At 60.6% G+C, this 17516-nt stretch carries 11 protein-coding genes and 2 pseudogenes; 4 read left to right on the forward strand and 9 right to left on the reverse strand.

The window, feature by feature from the left end:
- Nucleotides 1–53: 53 nt before the first annotated feature.
- Nucleotides 54–1514, forward strand: a complete 1461-nt coding sequence (gene mltF / locus M2497_RS25980; RefSeq protein ID WP_248484164.1) for a membrane-bound lytic murein transglycosylase MltF — start codon at nucleotides 54–56, stop codon at nucleotides 1512–1514.
- 123 nt (nucleotides 1515–1637) lie between these two features.
- Here mltF and M2497_RS25985 read toward each other — a convergent pair whose 3' ends face one another.
- The 5 genes from M2497_RS25985 to treP form a co-directional block, all read right to left on the reverse strand.
- Entirely contained in the window at nucleotides 1638–1916 is a 279-nt protein-coding gene (locus M2497_RS25985) for a PTS transporter subunit EIIB (RefSeq protein ID WP_248484166.1), read from the reverse strand.
- Between the two features lie 2 nt (nucleotides 1917–1918).
- Nucleotides 1919–4474: a phosphoenolpyruvate--protein phosphotransferase gene (gene ptsP, locus M2497_RS25990; RefSeq protein ID WP_248484168.1), complete on the reverse strand. Its 2556-nt coding sequence runs from the start codon at nucleotides 4472–4474 to the stop codon at nucleotides 1919–1921.
- A 48-nt stretch (nucleotides 4475–4522) separates the two neighbouring features.
- Entirely contained in the window at nucleotides 4523–5743 is a 1221-nt protein-coding gene (locus tag M2497_RS25995) for a carbohydrate porin (protein ID WP_248484170.1), read from the reverse strand.
- A gap of 69 nt (nucleotides 5744–5812) precedes the next feature.
- A complete protein-coding gene (gene treC / locus M2497_RS26000) occupies nucleotides 5813–7459 on the reverse strand; it encodes an alpha,alpha-phosphotrehalase (protein WP_248484173.1) in 1647 nt (548 codons plus the stop codon).
- Between the two features lie 133 nt (nucleotides 7460–7592).
- Nucleotides 7593–9035, reverse strand: a complete 1443-nt coding sequence (gene treP, locus M2497_RS26005) for a PTS system trehalose-specific EIIBC component (protein ID WP_248484175.1) — start codon at nucleotides 9033–9035, stop codon at nucleotides 7593–7595.
- 238 nt (nucleotides 9036–9273) lie between these two features.
- Here treP and treR point away from each other — a divergent pair, with 238 nt between their 5' ends.
- On the forward strand, nucleotides 9274–9978 hold the full coding sequence (gene treR / locus M2497_RS26010) for a trehalose operon repressor (RefSeq protein ID WP_248484178.1): 705 nt from the start codon (nucleotides 9274–9276) through the stop codon (nucleotides 9976–9978).
- Between the two features lie 76 nt (nucleotides 9979–10054).
- Here treR and M2497_RS26015 read toward each other — a convergent pair.
- Both M2497_RS26015 and M2497_RS26020 read right to left on the reverse strand, forming a co-directional pair.
- Nucleotides 10055–10525, reverse strand: a pseudogene (locus tag M2497_RS26015) (HipA N-terminal domain-containing protein); the annotation flags it as partial.
- Nucleotides 10509–10664, reverse strand: a pseudogene (locus M2497_RS26020) (transcriptional regulator); the annotation flags it as partial. The pseudogenes M2497_RS26015 and M2497_RS26020, both read right to left, overlap by 17 nt.
- Before the next feature lie 93 nt (nucleotides 10665–10757).
- On the opposite strand from M2497_RS26020, the gene M2497_RS26025 reads away from it, so the two are divergent.
- Together M2497_RS26025 and M2497_RS26030 are read left to right on the forward strand one after the other, a co-directional pair.
- Complete coding sequence (locus M2497_RS26025; protein ID WP_248488258.1) at nucleotides 10758–11621, forward strand: alpha/beta hydrolase; 864 nt, start codon at nucleotides 10758–10760, stop codon at nucleotides 11619–11621.
- Nucleotides 11622–11911: 290 nt separating this feature from the next.
- Nucleotides 11912–14200, forward strand: coding sequence for an autotransporter outer membrane beta-barrel domain-containing protein (locus M2497_RS26030; RefSeq protein ID WP_248484180.1), 2289 nt, complete (start codon nucleotides 11912–11914; stop codon nucleotides 14198–14200).
- A gap of 64 nt (nucleotides 14201–14264) precedes the next feature.
- On the opposite strand, the gene guaA is transcribed toward M2497_RS26030, so the two are convergent.
- Together guaA and guaB are read right to left on the reverse strand one after the other, a co-directional pair.
- Nucleotides 14265–15842, reverse strand: a complete 1578-nt coding sequence (gene guaA, locus M2497_RS26035) for a glutamine-hydrolyzing GMP synthase (protein ID WP_248484182.1) — start codon at nucleotides 15840–15842, stop codon at nucleotides 14265–14267.
- A gap of 80 nt (nucleotides 15843–15922) precedes the next feature.
- Entirely contained in the window at nucleotides 15923–17392 is a 1470-nt protein-coding gene (guaB, locus tag M2497_RS26040) for an IMP dehydrogenase (RefSeq protein ID WP_010207937.1), read from the reverse strand.
- Nucleotides 17393–17516: the final 124 nt, after the last annotated feature.

The raw sequence follows: 17516 nt of genomic DNA on the forward strand, positions 1-17516 counted from the left end.
ACGCCCATGCTGTCGAGATATGGCGCCGTGGGCCGTTTGCGTATACTGCGCAGATGTTCTCCCCAACGGCTTTGCGACCGCGATGCGCCAAATGGCTCATCGCCACCGGACTCTTCCTGATGCTCAGCGCCTGTGTTGATAAACCCAGCACGCTCGAGCGAATCAAGGAGGATGGCGTATTGCGGGTGATCACCCGGAACAGCCCGGCGACTTATTTCCAGGACCGCAACGGCGAAACCGGTTTCGAGTACGAACTGGTCAAGCGCTTCGCCGACGACCTGGGCGTGAAGCTGGAGATCGAGACCGCCGACAACCTCGACGACCTGTTCGGCCAGTTGGGCAAACCCAACGGCCCGGTCCTCGCCGCCGCCGGTCTGGTCAGCAGCGAACAGCGCAAGGCGCAGGTGCGTTTCTCCCACCCTTACCTGGAAGTCACCCCGCAGATCATCTACCGCAACGGCCAGTCCCGCCCGACGAACGCGGCAGACCTGGTGGGCAAGAAGATCATGGTGCTCAAGGGCAGCACCCACGCCGAACAATTGGCGGCGCTTAAAAAGCAGAATCCTGCGATTGAATACGAAGAATCCGACGCCGTTGAGGTGGTCGACCTGCTGCGCATGGTGGACGAGGGGCAAATCGACCTGACCCTGGTGGACTCCAACGAAGTGGCGATGAACCAGGTGTACTTCCCCAACGTGCGCGTGGCGTTCGACCTCGGCGATGCCAGCAACCAGAGCTGGGCCGTGGCGCCGGGTGAAGACAACAGCCTGCTCAACGAGATCAACAGCTACCTGGATAAAGTCGAAAAGAACGGCACGTTGCAGCGCCTGAAAGACCGCTACTACGGGCACGTTGATGTGCTCGGTTATGTGGGTGCCTACACCTTCGCCCAGCATCTGCAGCAGCGTTTGCCCAAGTACGAGAAACACTTCCGCGCCTATGCCAAGGAAGAAAAGGTCGATTGGCGCCTGTTGGCCGCCATCGGCTATCAGGAATCGCTGTGGCAGCCGGCCGTCACCTCCAAGACCGGCGTGCGCGGCCTGATGATGCTGACCCAGAACACCGCCCAGGCCATGGGCGTGTCCAACCGCCTGGATCCCAAGCAAAGCATCATGGGCGGCGCCAAGTACCTGGCCAAGATCAAGGATGAACTGGACGACAGCATCGCCGAGCCGGATCGCACCTGGTTCGCCCTCGCCGCCTACAACGTCGGCACCGGTCACCTGGAGGATGCGCGCACGCTGGCCAAGCGCGAGGGCCTGAACCCGAACAAGTGGCTGGATGTGAAAAAGATGCTGCCGCGCCTGTCGCAGAAGCAGTGGTACAGCAAGACCCGCTACGGGTATGCGCGAGGCGGTGAGCCGGTGCACTTTGTGGCGAACATCCGGCGTTACTACGACATACTCACCTGGGTGACCCAGCCGCAGCTGGAGGGCAACCAGGTGGTCGAAGGCAACTTGCATGTGCCGGGTATCGACAAGACCAAGCCGCCGGAAGATAACCCTCAATTGTAAGAACACCACAAAACCCGGTGGGAGGGGGCTTGCCCCCGATAGCGGTGTGTCAGTTACTACTAAGCTGGCAGATACATTGCAATCGGGGGCAAGCCCCCTCCCACATTGGGATCTCTACCGGGCTTAGAGGCCGGTAAGCAGGTGGACCACTCCGCCTGCGAGCATCATCACTGCCGGTACTCCCGCCGCCTTCAACGCCACCTCATCCAACCGCCCCACATCCTGCAACTGCACCCTCACCCGCGTCAACGCCACACGCTGCTGCGACTTGAGGTTGTCCGCGCCGCCCAGCGCGCTGATTACTTCGGCCGGCAATAGACTCTGCGTCGGTGTTGCTACGGTCTCGGCAATCAAATCCGGCGTCAGGGCCTTCCAGAACGCCCGCTGCAATTTCTCGAACATGCTCAAAGCTCCATGACAGGTGAGGTTTCAACGGTAGCTGCGTGATATTGGCGAAGGGCCTCACGCACTTGGGCGGCTTCTTCCAGGCCCAACACTTGGCGGGCGATGATCTGGCAGTCGGCCAGGTCCAGTTCGCGCACGGTGGCCTTGATGGTGGGGATCAACGGCACGCTGACTGACAACTCGTCCACGCCCAGCCCGATCAGCACCGGCGCGGCCAGCGCTTCGGAGGCCAGCGCACCGCACACCCCTACCCACTTGCCATGGGCATGGGCGGCCTTGACGGTGGTGGCGATCAGGCGCAGCACCGCCGGGTGGAAGCTGTCGGCCTGGCTGGCCAGGCGCGGGTGGTCGCGGTCCATGGCCAGGGTGTATTGGGTCAGGTCGTTGGTGCCGATGGAGAAGAAATCCACGTGGGGCGCGAACACATCCGCCATCAGCGCGGCGGACGGTACTTCAATCATGATGCCCAGCTTCGGCAGCTCGGTAAGCCCCAGCGCCAGCGCTTCCTCTTCCAGAATCTTGCGCGCCAGGTGCAGCTCCGACAGCAGGCTGACCATCGGCAACATGATGTGCAGGCGCGCAAAACCGGCGCTGGCAAGGATCGCGCGGAACTGTTCGCGCAGCAGCTCAGGACGTTCCAGGCACAGGCGGATGCCGCGCAGGCCGAGGAACGGGTTGGTTTCGGCATCCATCGGCACATAGGCCAACGGCTTGTCACCACCCACGTCCAGGGTGCGCACCACCAGGTTGCGCTCGGTGCCCAGGGCACGGGCGATGGCGGTGTAGGTGGCTGCTTGTTCATCGGGGCCTGGCGCACGGTTGCGGTCCAGGTAGAGAAATTCTGAACGCAGCAGGCCGACGCCTTCACCGCCGAGGGTCAGGGATTGCTCAACTTCCTGCAAGGAGGCCACGTTGGCGGTGACTTCAACGTGATGGCCGTCGCGGGTGGTGGCGGGCAACGACGCCTGCGCCACATCGCGCTGATGGCGCAGCACCTGTTGCTTGCGGGCAGTTTCCAACTGCTCGATTTCGGCCAGGTTCGGCTCCAGGTGCAGCTCACCTTTGTCGGCGTCGAGCAGCACCTGTTTGCCATTGGCCAGCCCCAGAACCTCGGCTGAAACACCGCAAATGGCCGGCAGGCCAAGGGCACGGGCCAGGATCGCGACGTGGCTGGTCGCGCCACCACCGACGGTGACGAACCCCAGCACTTTGCGGGTATCCAGGCTCGCCGTCTGCGAGGGGGTCAATTGCTCGGCGATCAGGATCGCGCGCTCCGGCAAGTCCCAGGCGCTGTCCTGGATGCCCAGGATCAGTTTCAGTACGCGCTGGCCGACGTCCGCCAGGTCTGCCGCGCGCTCGGCGATCAGCGCATTGCCCAGGCCCTGGAACAGCTTGACGGTCGCGAGCGTGGCACTGTTCCAGGCAAACGCGGCGCTCTTGCCCTCCGCCAACAAACTGTGGGCGTGTTCCAGCAAGGTCGGGTCTTCGAGCAATTCCTGGTGAGCGCGAAAAATCTCGGCCTGGGCACTGCCAGCAGCCTTGTCCCGCAGCGCCTGCAATGCCTCAGTGGCAGCCAGCAGGCCACGCTTCAAAGCAGCACGCTCAGTGGCTTCACCCGTGCCATGTTCAGTGATGGTCAACTCAGGTTCAGTCACTTGAACCACCTGGCCAAACGCCGACCCCGGCGATGCACACACGCCACCTAGCACGGTCGCCGACCCCGGCGATGCACACACGCCACCTAGCACGGTCGCCGACGACTGCGTTGCCAACGGCTCGGCAACGCTCGCCACTACCTCGCCACAACCTTCAGCCAACAAGGCCACCAGCGCCTTGATCGCCACTTCGGCATCCTCACCCGCAGCGCTCACCTGCAAGGTATCGCCGTGCACGGTTTGCAGCGCCATGATCGCTACCAGTGATTTGGCGTTGGCGCTCTGGGTTTGCTTGTGCAGGTAGATGCTCGCCTTGAAGCCCTTCGCGGCCTGGGCGAACACCGCCGCCGGGCGGGCGTGCAAACCGTTGGCATTGGGCAAAGTCAGCGGTTTGGAGAACAGTGCGTCGCCCTCCTCTTCGTCCACTGTGTCAACGGCTTCACCTGGGGATAACTGCAACAGCGGCTGGCCGACCTCTACACAATCAGTGGCCAACACGCTGAACGGCTCGCCGCTGACCACCAGCATCAAGGTCAGCAGACTGCGCGCATGGAGCGCCACGTAGTCGGCATCGAATTCGATCAACGGCTGCCCGGTCTCCACCCGCTGGCCTTCCTGCACCAACCGGGTGAAGCCCTTGCCCGCCAGGTTCACAGTGTCCAGGCCGATGTGCATGAGCACCTGGACGCCGTTGTCGTCGGTAATGCTGACGGCATGACCACTGCCCTGGATATTGCTGATCGTCCCGGCCAATGGCGCGCAGAGGGTCTGCGACGTGGGGTCGATGCACAGGCCATCGCCGATCAGGCGGCTGGAGAAGACCGGGTCGGGCACCTTGTCCAGCGCCAGCAGCACACCCGACAAGGGCGCCAGCAATTCCAGGGGTTGCGTTGTGGTCATGACTTCACCTGCTGTTTTGTTCTGTAGATATATTGAGCGGAGGAAGGATCACTTCCACCAGTACTCAACCTGCACACCAACGTTCGACCCATGCCGCGCCGTGCCATACGAGCCGGTATCGGACAACGCCGACCCCGCCGCCAATTCATTCGCCGCACGCTTGGCCGCTTCGTTCCAGGTGGCATAGGTGTAGTACAAGCGCACCTCCGGCCGCGCCCAGAAATCCGGGCCTTTGGGCGACCAGGTCGGGGCGAAGGTGAATTTGCTCAGCTTGCGCGTCCCGCCCGTAGCCTCGACCTGATCATGCCCAAGCTCCGTGACCAGTTTGAACTGCTCGCTGATGGCGTACGCCGGGCGCACACCGAGGGACATCCAGGTCTGGTCCTGGCTGCCCGGACGAATATCCTTCTGGTACACCGCTTCGATCTGCCCACCGAAACGCGGGGTCACCTGCCAGTCGAAAAACTCCACGGCGCGGTAACTTTTGCTGCTGTTGTCCAGGAAGGTATTGCCGGTGTAACCCAGGCCGGTGCCGGGGCCTTCGCCGTACTGCAAGGCGAACTTGTTCTTGCCGCCCAGGAAAGGTTTTTGCACGTGCTGCGCGGTGATCGCCCAGCCGCTGTTGGTGTCACGCCCGCCGGCTTTTTCGATGTAGCTAAGGCCCAGCTCCAGCTCCCCGCCGGGGTTGGTCTTGAAGCCTGCAACGTTGAAGTCATGACGGGTCGCGTATTCCTTCTGGTACAGGTTGTCCTTACGAGAAATGGCGTAGCTGTACTTGAGGTCGCCGATCAGCACGTCCTCGATACCACCGCCCGTGGCGCTCTGGTTCCAGTAGTAGAAGTCGGAGATATGGATGTCATTACGTTTGTAGTAACGCCGGCCGGCCCACAGTGAACCGCCATTGAGGCTGGGCAGGTTGGACCACTGCGCATACATCTGCGGCATGCGCGCGGTGCCGTTGTCTTCGCCCTGGAACTTCAGCGCGCGGTCGTACTTGTTGTAGAGCGATGCCATGGCATCGACGCTGAGCACCGAGCCGTCGTCGAGGGTGAGCAGGTCCTGGCGCAGCTCCAGCTCGGCGTATTGCTCGCATTCGTTACCCAGGCGGTACTTGGATTGCGCCCCCGGCAGTTGGAAGCACTGCTGCGGGCCGCTGCCCGTGGAAGTGCCCGCGCCGCTGCGCAGGTAACCGGCAAATTCCAGGGCTTGAGCGCCGAACGGCAAGCCCAGGCAAGACGCAACGAGGCCCAGCTTTATTGTTGTTTTCATGAAGCACTCCGATATTTTTATTATGTTTTTTGAAGCGCCCCGTGCTCCCACACGGGGTTACAACAGGTCTCAGTCCTTGAGGTGCAGCACGAACGATTCGTAAGGACGCAATGCAACCGTGCCCGTTCGCACCGGGCAGTCGGGGTAGTTGCTGATCAGCAGGCGTTGCTCGGTCGCCTGGTTGATCACGTTGTCCGGCAGTTGGATTTCGCAGGGCGTGCCGTAGAAGTTGTTCAGCACCAGCAGACGCTCGCCCTGGCCTTCGCGCAGGTACGCCCAGACTTGCGAGTGGCCTTGCAGCAGCTCGCGATAAATACCTTCCTGGATCAGAGGTTCATGACGGCGCAACGCAATCAACGCGCGGTAGTGATGCAGCACGGACTCGGGGTCATCCAGCTGGCTTTCGACGTTGATGATGGAGGCGTTGGCCGGAATGCCAATCCAGGGTTCACCGGTACTGAAACCGGCGTTTTCCCCGGCATGCCACTGCATCGGCGTACGGCCGTTGTCGCGGGACTTCTGCATGATCGCCGCCATGCTCGACGCCGCGGATTCCCCCGCATCACGCTTGAGTCGGAAGATGTTCAGGGTCTCCACATCGCGGTACTGCTCGATCCGGTCAAAGCCCGGATTGGTCATGCCCAGTTCTTCGCCCTGGTACACATATGGCGTGCCCTGGAGAAAGTGCAGCGCGGTGGCGAGCATCTTGGCCGAGACCACGCGATGTTCACCGTCATTGCCGAAACGCGAGACCACCCGCGGCTGGTCGTGGTTACACCAGAACAGCGCGTTCCAGCCGCCACCGGCCTGCATGCCCAGCTGCCAGTCAGAGAAGATCTGCTTGAGCTGCAGGAAGTCGAAGTCAGCCTTCACCCACTTCTGCAGGTTCGGGTAGTCGACTTTCAGGTGATGAAAGTTGAAGGTCATCGACAGCTCTTTCGACGCGGGATTGGAGTAGCGAATGCAGTGCTCGAGGCTGGTGGACGACATCTCGCCGACATTAATCAGGTCATGCCCCTCGAAGACTTCGCGGTGCATTTCCTGCAGGTATTCATGCACGTTCGGGCCGTCGGTGTAGAAACGGCGGCCGTCGCTGGTGTCCTCGGGAAAATCGGCGGGCTTGGAGATCAGGTTGATCACATCCAGGCGGAAACCGCCCACGCCCTTGTCGCGCCAGAAGCGCATCAGCTTGAACACCTCGGCGCGCACCTTGGGGTTGTCCCAATTCAGGTCGGCCTGGGTGTGGTCGAACAGGTGCAGGAAGTACTGGCCGGTTTGCGCCTCGTACTCCCAGGCCGAGCCGCCGAACTTGGATTCCCAGTTGTTCGGCTGGTCGCGCCAGATGTAGAAGTCGCGGTACGGATTGTCCAGGCTGCTGCGTGCCTGCTGGAACCATTCGTGCTCGATGGAGGTGTGGTTGACCACGATGTCGAGCATCAGCTTGATGCCGCGCTTGGCCGCTTCGCTGATCAGCAAGTCGCAGTCGGCCATGGTTCCGTAGCTGGGGTCGATGGCGTAGTAGTCGCTGATGTCGTAACCGTTGTCGCGTTGCGGCGAGCGCAGGAATGGGGTGATCCACAGGCAGTCCACACCCAGCCACTTGAGGTAGTCGAGCTTGTCCACGATGCCCAGCAGGTCACCGGTGGCGTTACCCGCGTGGCTGTGGAAGCTTTTGGGGTAGATCTGGTAGATCACCGAGTGTTGCCAGTCTTGCATGGTGGGCTCCTTCAGTTGATTGTTGTGCAGGCCTTTCGGGCCTCATCGGGGGCAAGTCGAGTCGTCGCACCGCCCCTCCCACATTTGAAATGCGTTTCAATGTGGGAGCGGGCTTGCCCCCGATTGCGCCGGTTCAGGCGACGCGGTACCCAGGCCGAACAATCTTCATGCTCAACGCACAGGTCAAAACGAACGGCACGACAATCGCGATCACCATCCCGATCACAAAACTGGGGATGTACTGCGGCATGATCGAAATGAATCCAGGCAAGCCACCGACGCCGATCGCCGACGCCTGCACCTTGTTCAGCGACAGGAAAATACTGCCCAGCGCCGAGCCGAGCAGCGCGGCATAGAACGGGAACTTGAAGCGCAGGTTCACGCCGAACATTGCCGGTTCGGTGATGCCGAAATACGCAGAAATCGCCGAGGTCGAGGCCATGCTTTTGTCCCGCGCATTGCGGGTCATGTAGAACACACCGAGCGCGGCGCTGCCCTGGGCCAGGTTGGACATCACGATCATCGGCCAGATAAAGGTGCCGCCCTGGGTGGAGATCAGTTGCAGGTCCACGGCGAGGAACATGTGGTGCATGCCGGTGATCACCAGCGGCGCATACAGAAGGCCGAAAATCGCCCCGCCGACCATCGGCGCCAGGTCAAACAGGGTGACCACGCCTTCGGTGATCAGGATGCCGAGGTGACGGGTCACCGGGCCGATGATCGCCAGGGCGAGCACGCCGGTAACGACGATGGTGGTGATGGGCACGACGAGCAGCTGAATCGCATTGGGGACGCGTGCGCGCAACCATTTCTCGATGACGCTCATCACATACGCCGCCATCAGGATCGGCAGGATCTGCCCCTGGTAGCCGACTTTTTCGATCTTGAACCAACCGAAGATATCGAAGTACGGCAGGCTCTGGCCGTCGAGACCAGCGACCGCCTTGCCGTAGTTCCAGGCGTTGAGCAGGTCCGGGTGTACCAGCATCAGGCCGAGCACGATGCCGAGGATTTCACTGCCGCCAAACCGCTTCGCCGCCGACCAGCCCACCAGGGCCGGCAGGAACACGAACGAGGTGTTGGCCATCAGGTTGATCAGGCTCCACAGGCCATCCAGATTCGGATAGGCCTCCAGCAGCGTCTTGCCCTCGATGAACATGCCCTTGGCACCCATCAGGTTGTTCACGCCCATCAACAGGCCGGCGATGATCAACGCGGGCAGGATCGGCATGAACACATCGGAGAACACGCGCACCAGGCGCTGCATGGCGTTGGTCTTGTCGGCGCCCTTCTTCTTCACGTCAGCGATAGTCGCGGCGGCGAGGCCGGTCTGTTCACGCAGGGCGGCGTAGACCTTCTCCACTTCGCCGGGGCCGATCACCACCTGGAACAATCCACCGGTGAAGAACGAGCCCTTGACCAGATCGACCTGGTTCAGCGCGCGGCTGTTGACCAGGCTCGGGTCCTTGAGCGCCAGGCGCAGGCGGGTCACACAGTGGGCAGCTTGCTCAAGGTTGTCGCTACCCCCGAGGTTCTCGAGAATCTCGCGGGCGATAGTCGAATAGTCGTGGCTCATGCTTGGTTTCCACTTTGGTTTTTTTTATTGGGGGCAGTCATTGGAAGCACGCCGAGGGCAAAAGTACTCGTCTGTACGAGTTAAAGCAACAACTCGTCTGTACGAGTTACATATTGTTTATTTTTTGTAGGACGCCGCACCGCTGCGCGCCGCATAAATCCAAGGGTCCAATGGACAAACCCCAGCCGGGCCACTAAGGTTCCTGCCTTGACCGCAACCCCGGCAAAGAGCCATCCCCATGAGCAAATACAACCAGATCTATACGGATCTGCTTGCCAGCATCACGACTGAACGCCTGCAACGTGGCACGCGCCTTCCCTCCGAAACCGAATTGATGAACAGCTACCAGGCCAGCCGAGGTACCGTGCGTCGCGCCATCGAGCAGTTGCAGGAGCGCGGGTTTGCACAAAAGATCCACGGCAAGGGCACCTTCGTGTTGTCGCCCAACCCGATCGAGTTCCAACTTGGCGGCATCGTCAGCTTTCACGAAACCCACGCCGACCTGGGCGACGACGTACGCACCGAAGTAGTCGAGTTCACCCAATTCTCGCTGGAAGGTTCACTGCTGCAACACATCGAAGCCGAACCCGGCACCCTGATCACCCGCATCAAACGGGTACGGCGCATCGGCGGCAAACGGGTGATCCTCGACATCAACCACTTCGTGGCCGACGTGATCCCCGGCCTGGACCGCTCGATTGCCGAGCAGTCGATCTACGCGTTTATCGAACAGTCCTTGCAACTGCAAATCGCCTACGCCCAACGCACCATCGAAGCCCTGCCGCGCAGCAAGGATGACCAGACACACCTCGACCTTGAAGGTCAGAGCCATGTGATCGTGGTGAGCAACCAGACGTTTTTGCAGGACGGGCGGCAGTTCGAGTACACCGAGTCGCGGCATACGTTGGATAAGTTTTACTTTTCGGATATTGCGCGGCGGTAGACACAAGTCGGGGAGGTCATTGCACCGCGATACTCTTGGCCAGTCCTGCCGTCCACGCAGCAGTCATCTTCTCCCCTACCAGCACCTTGGGTTGAACACCCGACACCCCCGAGTAGGTGGCGTAGGTTTTCAGAAGGTCGTCAAACAGGTCTTTGGCCCCGTCATAGACCAACAGCTCGGAGAGCTTGACCTCAGGCGGTGACTCGCCATCCGCGTCATGGGCAACGCTGATACGCCCCAACTGATGCGGGCCTACAATGCTCAACAACGCGAAGTCGTCAAAGCCGCGCACCGACTTGCTGAAGCGTCGCACAAGTTCGTCCTTGAGATGCCCCTCGGGGATATGCATCTCGAACAGAGGATGGACTCCATACTCCCAGTTGTAGCTTTCCAGGCGCACCGGCATGGTCAGGGAGACGGCATTCTCTTCGCTGACGGTGTCGTTATATGAGAAAACCGTATCGCGGCGGCTCTCCTCTCCCCGCCCGAGCGTTCCCGCAGGCACGCCGCCTTCGCCGATATAGAGCCGCTCACGTTGACTGGTCATGGATATTCTCCGATTTCAGCTCATCAAGGGTCTTGCGCCGACGTTTGGGGATGGCCGTCAACTCATATCCCAAGCCCTCAAGAATGGCTGCGACCTTGCGAATCCCCACTTCCGGGATGGTATTGTTCTCAATCCCCGAGTACAAACCTGCGGCCGGAGCTGCCTTGATTCAGCCTGGAACTAGGCCGCTAATGCCGACGACTCCATTGCCAATGACGCGTTATAAAACATGATGAGTAGATACTTTCCCTGTCGTCGGGCATTGGCCGGCTTATACAAAGTCTGGGTGGTGATGCTCAGCGCTCTTCTCATCGCCTGCCAATCACCGCGCGAGGCTCTGCAACAACTGGCTGAGGAGCACCATCGACAATGGGAGGTCCTGCCGGGAGAGCACTTTCCTCTCTTCATACTTGCGCCGCACACTGCAGAAAAGATCACTCGCCTGCGTGTGTACCTGGAAGGCGATGGTCATTCCTGGGCCACGGCCACTCAACCCAGCCTGGATCCGAGCCCGCACAATCTGTTGGTACCACGGCTGGCGATCAATGATCCGACACCGAATGCGTACCTGGCACGCCCCTGCCAGTTCGTCATGGTCGCAGCCTGCGAATCAGCGCTCTGGACCCACCGACGATTTTCTCAGGAAGTGGTCACCCGCCTCAGCCAGGCGCTGGATCAATTAAAACAGCGCTACGGCAACAGTGAGTTCGAACTGGTCGGGTACTCCGGTGGTGCCGCGCTCGCATTATTGTTAGCGGCACAGCGCAATGATGTTACCCAGGTGCAAACCCTCGCTGGCAATCTCAGTCCACGCCTGTGGGCGACGATGAAAGGCCTGTCGCCACTCGACGGTTCACTGGATCCGCTGGACTATCGTAGTCAACTCGCCTTGTTGCCCCAGCGTCATCTCATCGGCGAAGCAGACCTGATCGTTCCAAGTCGTTTGGCGGACAGGTATCAACAGGCGCTTGACTCGCCCCTCTCCGAATTCGTTCATGTACCGGGAGCAAGTCATGACAGGGGGTGGGAAGCGACGTGGAGCCGATGGGATAAAACACCATTGATGCATGAGAATCCTGAAATCAAGGGAAAATAGGTCCGCTTAAAAACATCTGAATACCATTCCCCTAGCGCGACCATAACCACCACCTAAAAGTTTAATTTGTTGCTCAATTACCCCGTAATACCGCGAAAAATAACGGTAACGTCGCATTTATTAGATTTTTTTCGTCACTTATCCTTTTTATGATGAATTGTCCTACAGGCATCGTGTAGATTCCCACGCGCTTGAATCAGCAATTCACTGACAAGCTGGCAGGGATGCCTAAAACAGACGCTGACGCGTGGGTTGTTCCCTGTCAGTTTCTGCCCTGTAAGGATACTGCCTTGAATGTTTCCCACCTGCGCCGCTCTTTGTTGGCGCTGTCCGTCGCGACTGCTACTGCGACAGCATATGCCGTACCCGCCCCCGACTTGAACCACGACCTGAGCACAGGGGCATACAGCAGCTCCGGTGACGTATTCAATAACGCCACCTTCACCGGGACATCGCAAAACGCAGGTGTAGAGCTGACCAACGTGACCCTGGCGGGCAACCTGGTCAACCAGGGCAAAATCAACCTGACGGCTGCCACCCCCACCGACTTCCCGTCCGGTATCGCCATGACCCTCAATTCCAACGTCGGTGGCGACTTGGTAAATAATGGCGACATTACGGTGAGCGGTGACGCCGTCGTCGGGCTGGACCTGTATCTGGCAAAGATCGCTGGTGAAGTGAACAACAACGGCAACATCACTGTGACAGGCGCCAATGCCGAAGGCATGCTGATCACCTCGTCCCAGGCGCGCATCAATAACTCGGGCACTATCACCGCACGTGGCATCGACTCTGTGGGTATCGACATCGAGAACGCACGCTTTACGGGTCAGATGACGAGTGGTATCTACAACAGCGGGACTATCTCCGCAGACGGGGTCGGTATCCGCTTTCGCAGTCTCGACACCTCCGGCGGTTCCGACACCCTCTCCATCAGGCAGACAGGTGGCCTGATCGAAGGCGGCAGCGCAGCCATTCTGGCGGACGACAATGCCCCACGTTCGTATTTCTACTGGGAGGGTGGCCAGGTCAAGGGTGACCTGCTGGGCCTGAGTGGTGTGCTGGTGCGAGGGGACGCGATGTTCGATGGCTCGACCATCCGCGCCGGTTACGTCGATATCGGCGATGGCCGCCTGACGCTGCTTCGCCCGCAGACCACGATTGTGGGCGGCCTCGACCTGGACAGCGCCACCGCGCGCCTGCGCCTGCTGCTGGACAACAACACACTGCCCAACACGCCGATCCTGAAAGTCACTGGCAATACCTTCTTCTCTGCAGGCAGCCAGATCGAATTGCAGGCGCGCTCTGATGACTTCCGCACGTCGGCCCAGGGCACGCGCTACACCTTGATCAACTCTGGCACCTGGGAAGACCCGCAGAACCTGTCCGTGGTTTCCTCCTCGGCGCTGCTTGAGGTGAGGAGCTTCGGCATCGAAGGCCAGGACGTGAAAGCACTGGTTGCCACCCGCAGTGATGAGGTAATCACGCAAGACCTGATGAGCGCCCGTGGTTCACGCAACGCGGTGAGCGCCATCAAACCATTCAAGAACACGCTCATGGGCCAACTGGACGAAAGTGACCCGGTGTTCCAGCAATTCGCCAACGCCGCCTCCAGCGAAGAACTGGCCAAACTGGCCGAAAGCCTGAGCCCGGACGTCAGCCGTGGCGCGATCAACGCAGCCACCAGCAGCCAGAACCTGGTCGCCAGTACCCTCAACCGCCGCGCCAGCAAAGCGCGTAGCGGCCTGTCCTCCGGTGACGTGCTGGCCGGACAAGGCGTATGGCTGCAGGCACTGTCCAGCGATGCCAACCAGGACAGCCGCAACGGTATCGACGGCTATGATGCCAACACCAACGGCATCGCCGTGGGCGCCGACGGCAAGCTCAACGCCGATACCACAGTGGGCCTGGCTTACAGCTACCTGACCAGCGACGTGAAAACCGACCAGGGCAACAAGACCGACGTCAACGGCCATGCACTGACCCTGTACGGCAACTGGGCCCGTGACAACTTCTTTGTCGACACCTCACTGATGTACGGCTGGAACGACAACGAATCCAAACGCTACATCGCCGGCACCCGCGCCAAGGCCGACTACGACAGTGAGATTTTCGGCGTCAACGCGCTGGCAGGCTACACATTCCAGCTCGACAAACAGTGGCTGCTGGAACCACAGGTCGGTGCGCGCTATGCCAACGTATCGATTGATTCGTACCGTGAAAAAGGCAGCTCAGCCGCCCTCAACGTTGGCAGCCAGCGCTATGAAATCGGCGAAATGGGCCTGGGCGCTCGCCTGGCGGCCGCTTTTGACGTAGGTGTGGGCAGCTTTGAACCGGAAGCCAAGCTGATGGCCTGGCACGACTTCATCGGCGACAAGGCCGGCACCACCTCCACCTTCGTGCTTGGCGGTACCCCGTTCACCACCACAGGCGCAACACCGGCGCGCGACAGCTACGAGCTGGGACTGGGCGCCAACTACCGCGTGGGCGCGTGGAGCGTGGGCGGGACGTACAACTACCTGACCAGCAGCGGTTTCGACGCCGACACCTTCACTGCGAACGTGCGTTACGACTTCTGATCAACGTCTACGTCTGAAATGAAAAAACCGGCCTAAGCCGGTTTTTTCGTACAGCGCTGCGGGATCACTCCCACTCAATCGTCGCCGGCGGCTTGCTCGACACGTCATACGTCACGCGCGAAATGCCTTCGATCTCATTGATGATACGACCGCTGACAGTCTCCAGCAGCTCGTACGGCAGGTGTGCCCAGCGGGCGGTCATGAAGTCGATGGTTTCTACCGCACGCAGGGCCACAACCCACGCGTAGCGACGGCCATCGCCTACCACACCCACGGATTTCACCGGCTGGAACACCACGAACGCCTGGCTGACCTTGTGGTACCAGTCGGCCTTGCGCAGTTCTTCGATGAAGATGTGGTCGGCGCGACGCAGCAGGTCGGCGTATTCCTTCTTCACTTCACCGAGGATGCGCACGCCCAGGCCCGGGCCCGGGAATGGGTGGCGGTAGACCATGTCGTACGGCAGGCCCAGTTCCAGGCCCAAACGGCGGACTTCGTCCTTGAACAGTTCGCGCAGCGGTTCGACCAGCTTGAGGTTCATTTCCTCAGGCAGGCCACCCACGTTGTGGTGGGACTTGATCACGTGGGCCTTGCCGCTCTTGGCGCCGGCCGACTCGATCACGTCGGGGTAGATGGTGCCCTGGGCGAGGTACTTGATGTTGTCCAGTTTGTTGGACTGGGCATCGAACACGTCGATGAAGGTGCGGCCGATGATCTTGCGCTTCTTCTCCGGGTCGGACTCGCCGGCCAGGTTGTTCAAGAACTGATCTTCAGCGTTGGCGCGGATTACCTTGACGCCCATGTTCTCGGCGAACATGGCCATCACCTGCTCACCTTCGTGCAGGCGCAGCAGGCCGTTGTCGACGAACACGCAGGTCAGTTGGTCGCCGATGGCTTTGTGCAACAGGGCGGCGACCACGGAGGAGTCAACACCGCCGGACAGGCCAAGCAATACGTTGTCGGTGCCGACCTGGGCGCGCACCTGGGCGATGGCGTCTTCAGCGATTTTCGAAGGGGTCCACAGGGCTTCACACTCGCAGATGTCGAGGATGAAGCGCGACAGGATGCGCCCGCCTTGCTTGGTGTGGGTCACTTCCGGGTGGAACTGCACGCCGTAGTAACGACGCTCGTCGCTGAACATACCGGCGATCGGGCAGCTCGGGGTGCTGGCCAGGATGTGGAAGTCCTGCGGCATCTTGGTGACCTTGTCACCGTGGCTCATCCACACGTCGAGGCCGAACAGGCCGTCGGCGTCGACGTGGTCTTCGATGCCGTCCAGCAGGCGGCTCTTGCCGACCACATCGACACGGGCATAACCGAATTCACGCAGCTCGGAACCTTCGACCTTGCCGCCCAGTTGTTCGGCCATGGTCTGCATGCCGTAGCAGATGCCGAAGACCGGTACGCCCAGGTCGAACACGGCTTGCGGGCAACGCGGGCTGTTGGCTTCGTGCACGGACTCGGGGCCACCGGCGAGGATGACGCCTTTCGGTGCGAATTCGCGGATCGCTTCGTCGTCCATGTCGAACGGATGCAGTTCGCAGTACACGCCGATTTCGCGCACGCGGCGGGCGATCAGCTGGGTGTACTGGGAACCGAAATCGAGGATCAGGATGCGGTGGGCGTGAATGTCGAGGGCCATGAAGTCAGTCTCGTCTAATGAATCAGAAACAACTCGGGGCTGAAGAACAGCCCCGGTTACTTAACATTTTGCTGGAAGCCTCAACCTACGCGGTAGTTTGGCGCTTCCTTGGTGATCTGCACGTCGTGGACATGGGATTCAGCCATGCCGGCGCCGGTGATCCGTACGAACTCAGGCTTGGTACGCATTTCTTCGATGTCGGCGCTGCCGGTGTAACCCATCGAGGAACGCAGGCCGCCCATCAGTTGATGGATGATCGCGCTCAGGGTGCCTTTGTACGGCACACGGCCTTCGATGCCTTCCGGGACGAGCTTCTCGGCGCCTGCCGAGGAGTCCTGGAAGTAACGGTCCGAAGAGCCTTGCGCCTGGGACATGGCGCCCAGCGAACCCATGCCGCGGTAAGCCTTGTAGGAACGGCCCTGGAACAGTTCGATCTCGCCTGGCGCTTCTTCGGTACCGGCGAACATCGAGCCCATCATCACGCAGGAAGCACCGGCCACGATGGCCTTGGACAGGTCACCGGAGAAACGGATGCCGCCGTCGGCGATCAACGGTACGCCGGTGCCTTCAAGGGCAGCAGCAACGTTGGCGATGGCGCTGATTTGCGGCACGCCCACACCGGCGACGATACGCGTGGTGCAGATCGAGCCAGGGCCGATACCGACCTTGACCGCATCGGCGCCCGCTTCAGCCAAGGCCTTGGCGGCAGCGCCGGTGGCGATGTTGCCGCCGATCACTTGCACTTCAGGGAAGTTCTGTTTGACCCAACGCACGCGGTCGATCACGCCTTTGGAGTGGCCGTGGGCAGTGTCGACCACCACTACGTCCACACCGGCAGCGACCAGCGCCGAAACGCGGTCGCCGGTGTCTTTACCGGTGCCGACCGCAGCGCCAACGCGCAGACGACCTTGGTCATCCTTGCTGGCCAGTGGGTAAGCCTTGGCTTTTTCGATATCGTTGACGGTCATCATGCCTTTGAGGGCGAATTTGTCGTCGACGATCAGCACGCGCTCGATGCGGTGCTTGTGCAGCAGTTCGCGCACATCGTTCTTGTCGGCGCCTTCCTTGACAGTGACCAGACGCTCTTTGGGCGTCATCACTTCGCGGACGGTGACTTCAAGACGGTTCTCGAAACGCACGTCACGGGAAGTGACGATGCCGACCAGGTCGCCATCGTGCAGTACCGGAACGCCGGAGATGTTGTGCAGGCGGGTCAGGTCGAACAGGTCACGCACGGTGGCGTCGGCTTCGATGGTGATCGGATCTTTCACCACACCGGCTTCGTAACGCTTGACCTTGCGCACTTCGGCAGCTTGCTGCTCGATGGTCATGTTCTTGTGGATGATGCCGATGCCGCCTTCCTGAGCCATGGCGATGGCCAGACGGGCTTCGGTGACGGTGTCCATGGCAGCGGAAACCAGGGGAATATTCAGCTCGATGCCACGGGTTAGGCGGGTCTTGAGACTGACTTCGTTAGGAAGCACCTCGGAATAACCGGGCACTAGGAGAATGTCGTCGAATGTCAGAGCTTCTTGGCTGATACGCAGCATCGCGGGGGCTCCCGAGCGGGAAAATGGAAGCGCGCCATTATATACATGCACCCTGTCGGGCTCAATGTAAAACTCTGACAAACTTGGTAATACTGATAGATGGGTAATTTAACTGTCCCGATCG

This window comes from Pseudomonas sp. CYM-20-01, assembly GCF_023169845.1.
Lineage (GTDB): Bacteria > Pseudomonadota > Gammaproteobacteria > Pseudomonadales > Pseudomonadaceae > Aquipseudomonas > Aquipseudomonas azotoformans.

Bases quoted from the DNA above. Each gene is read 5' to 3' on its own strand.
- treC (WP_248484173.1), bottom strand. From the start codon at position 7,459: ATGCAAGACTGGCAACACTCGGTGATCTACCAGATCTACCCCAAAAGC.
- treR (WP_248484178.1), top strand. From the start codon at position 9,274: ATGAGCAAATACAACCAGATCTATACGGATCTGCTTGCCAGCATCACG.
- M2497_RS25985 (WP_248484166.1), bottom strand. From the start codon at position 1,916: ATGTTCGAGAAATTGCAGCGGGCGTTCTGGAAGGCCCTGACGCCGGAT.
- M2497_RS25995 (WP_248484170.1), bottom strand. From the start codon at position 5,743: ATGAAAACAACAATAAAGCTGGGCCTCGTTGCGTCTTGCCTGGGCTTG.
- treP (WP_248484175.1), bottom strand. From the start codon at position 9,035: ATGAGCCACGACTATTCGACTATCGCCCGCGAGATTCTCGAGAACCTC.
- ptsP (WP_248484168.1), bottom strand. From the start codon at position 4,474: ATGACCACAACGCAACCCCTGGAATTGCTGGCGCCCTTGTCGGGTGTG.
- M2497_RS26025 (WP_248488258.1), top strand. From the start codon at position 10,758: ATGAGTAGATACTTTCCCTGTCGTCGGGCATTGGCCGGCTTATACAAA.
- guaA (WP_248484182.1), bottom strand. From the start codon at position 15,842: ATGGCCCTCGACATTCACGCCCACCGCATCCTGATCCTCGATTTCGGT.
- mltF (WP_248484164.1), top strand. From the start codon at position 54: ATGTTCTCCCCAACGGCTTTGCGACCGCGATGCGCCAAATGGCTCATC.
- guaB (WP_010207937.1), bottom strand. From the start codon at position 17,392: ATGCTGCGTATCAGCCAAGAAGCTCTGACATTCGACGACATTCTCCTA.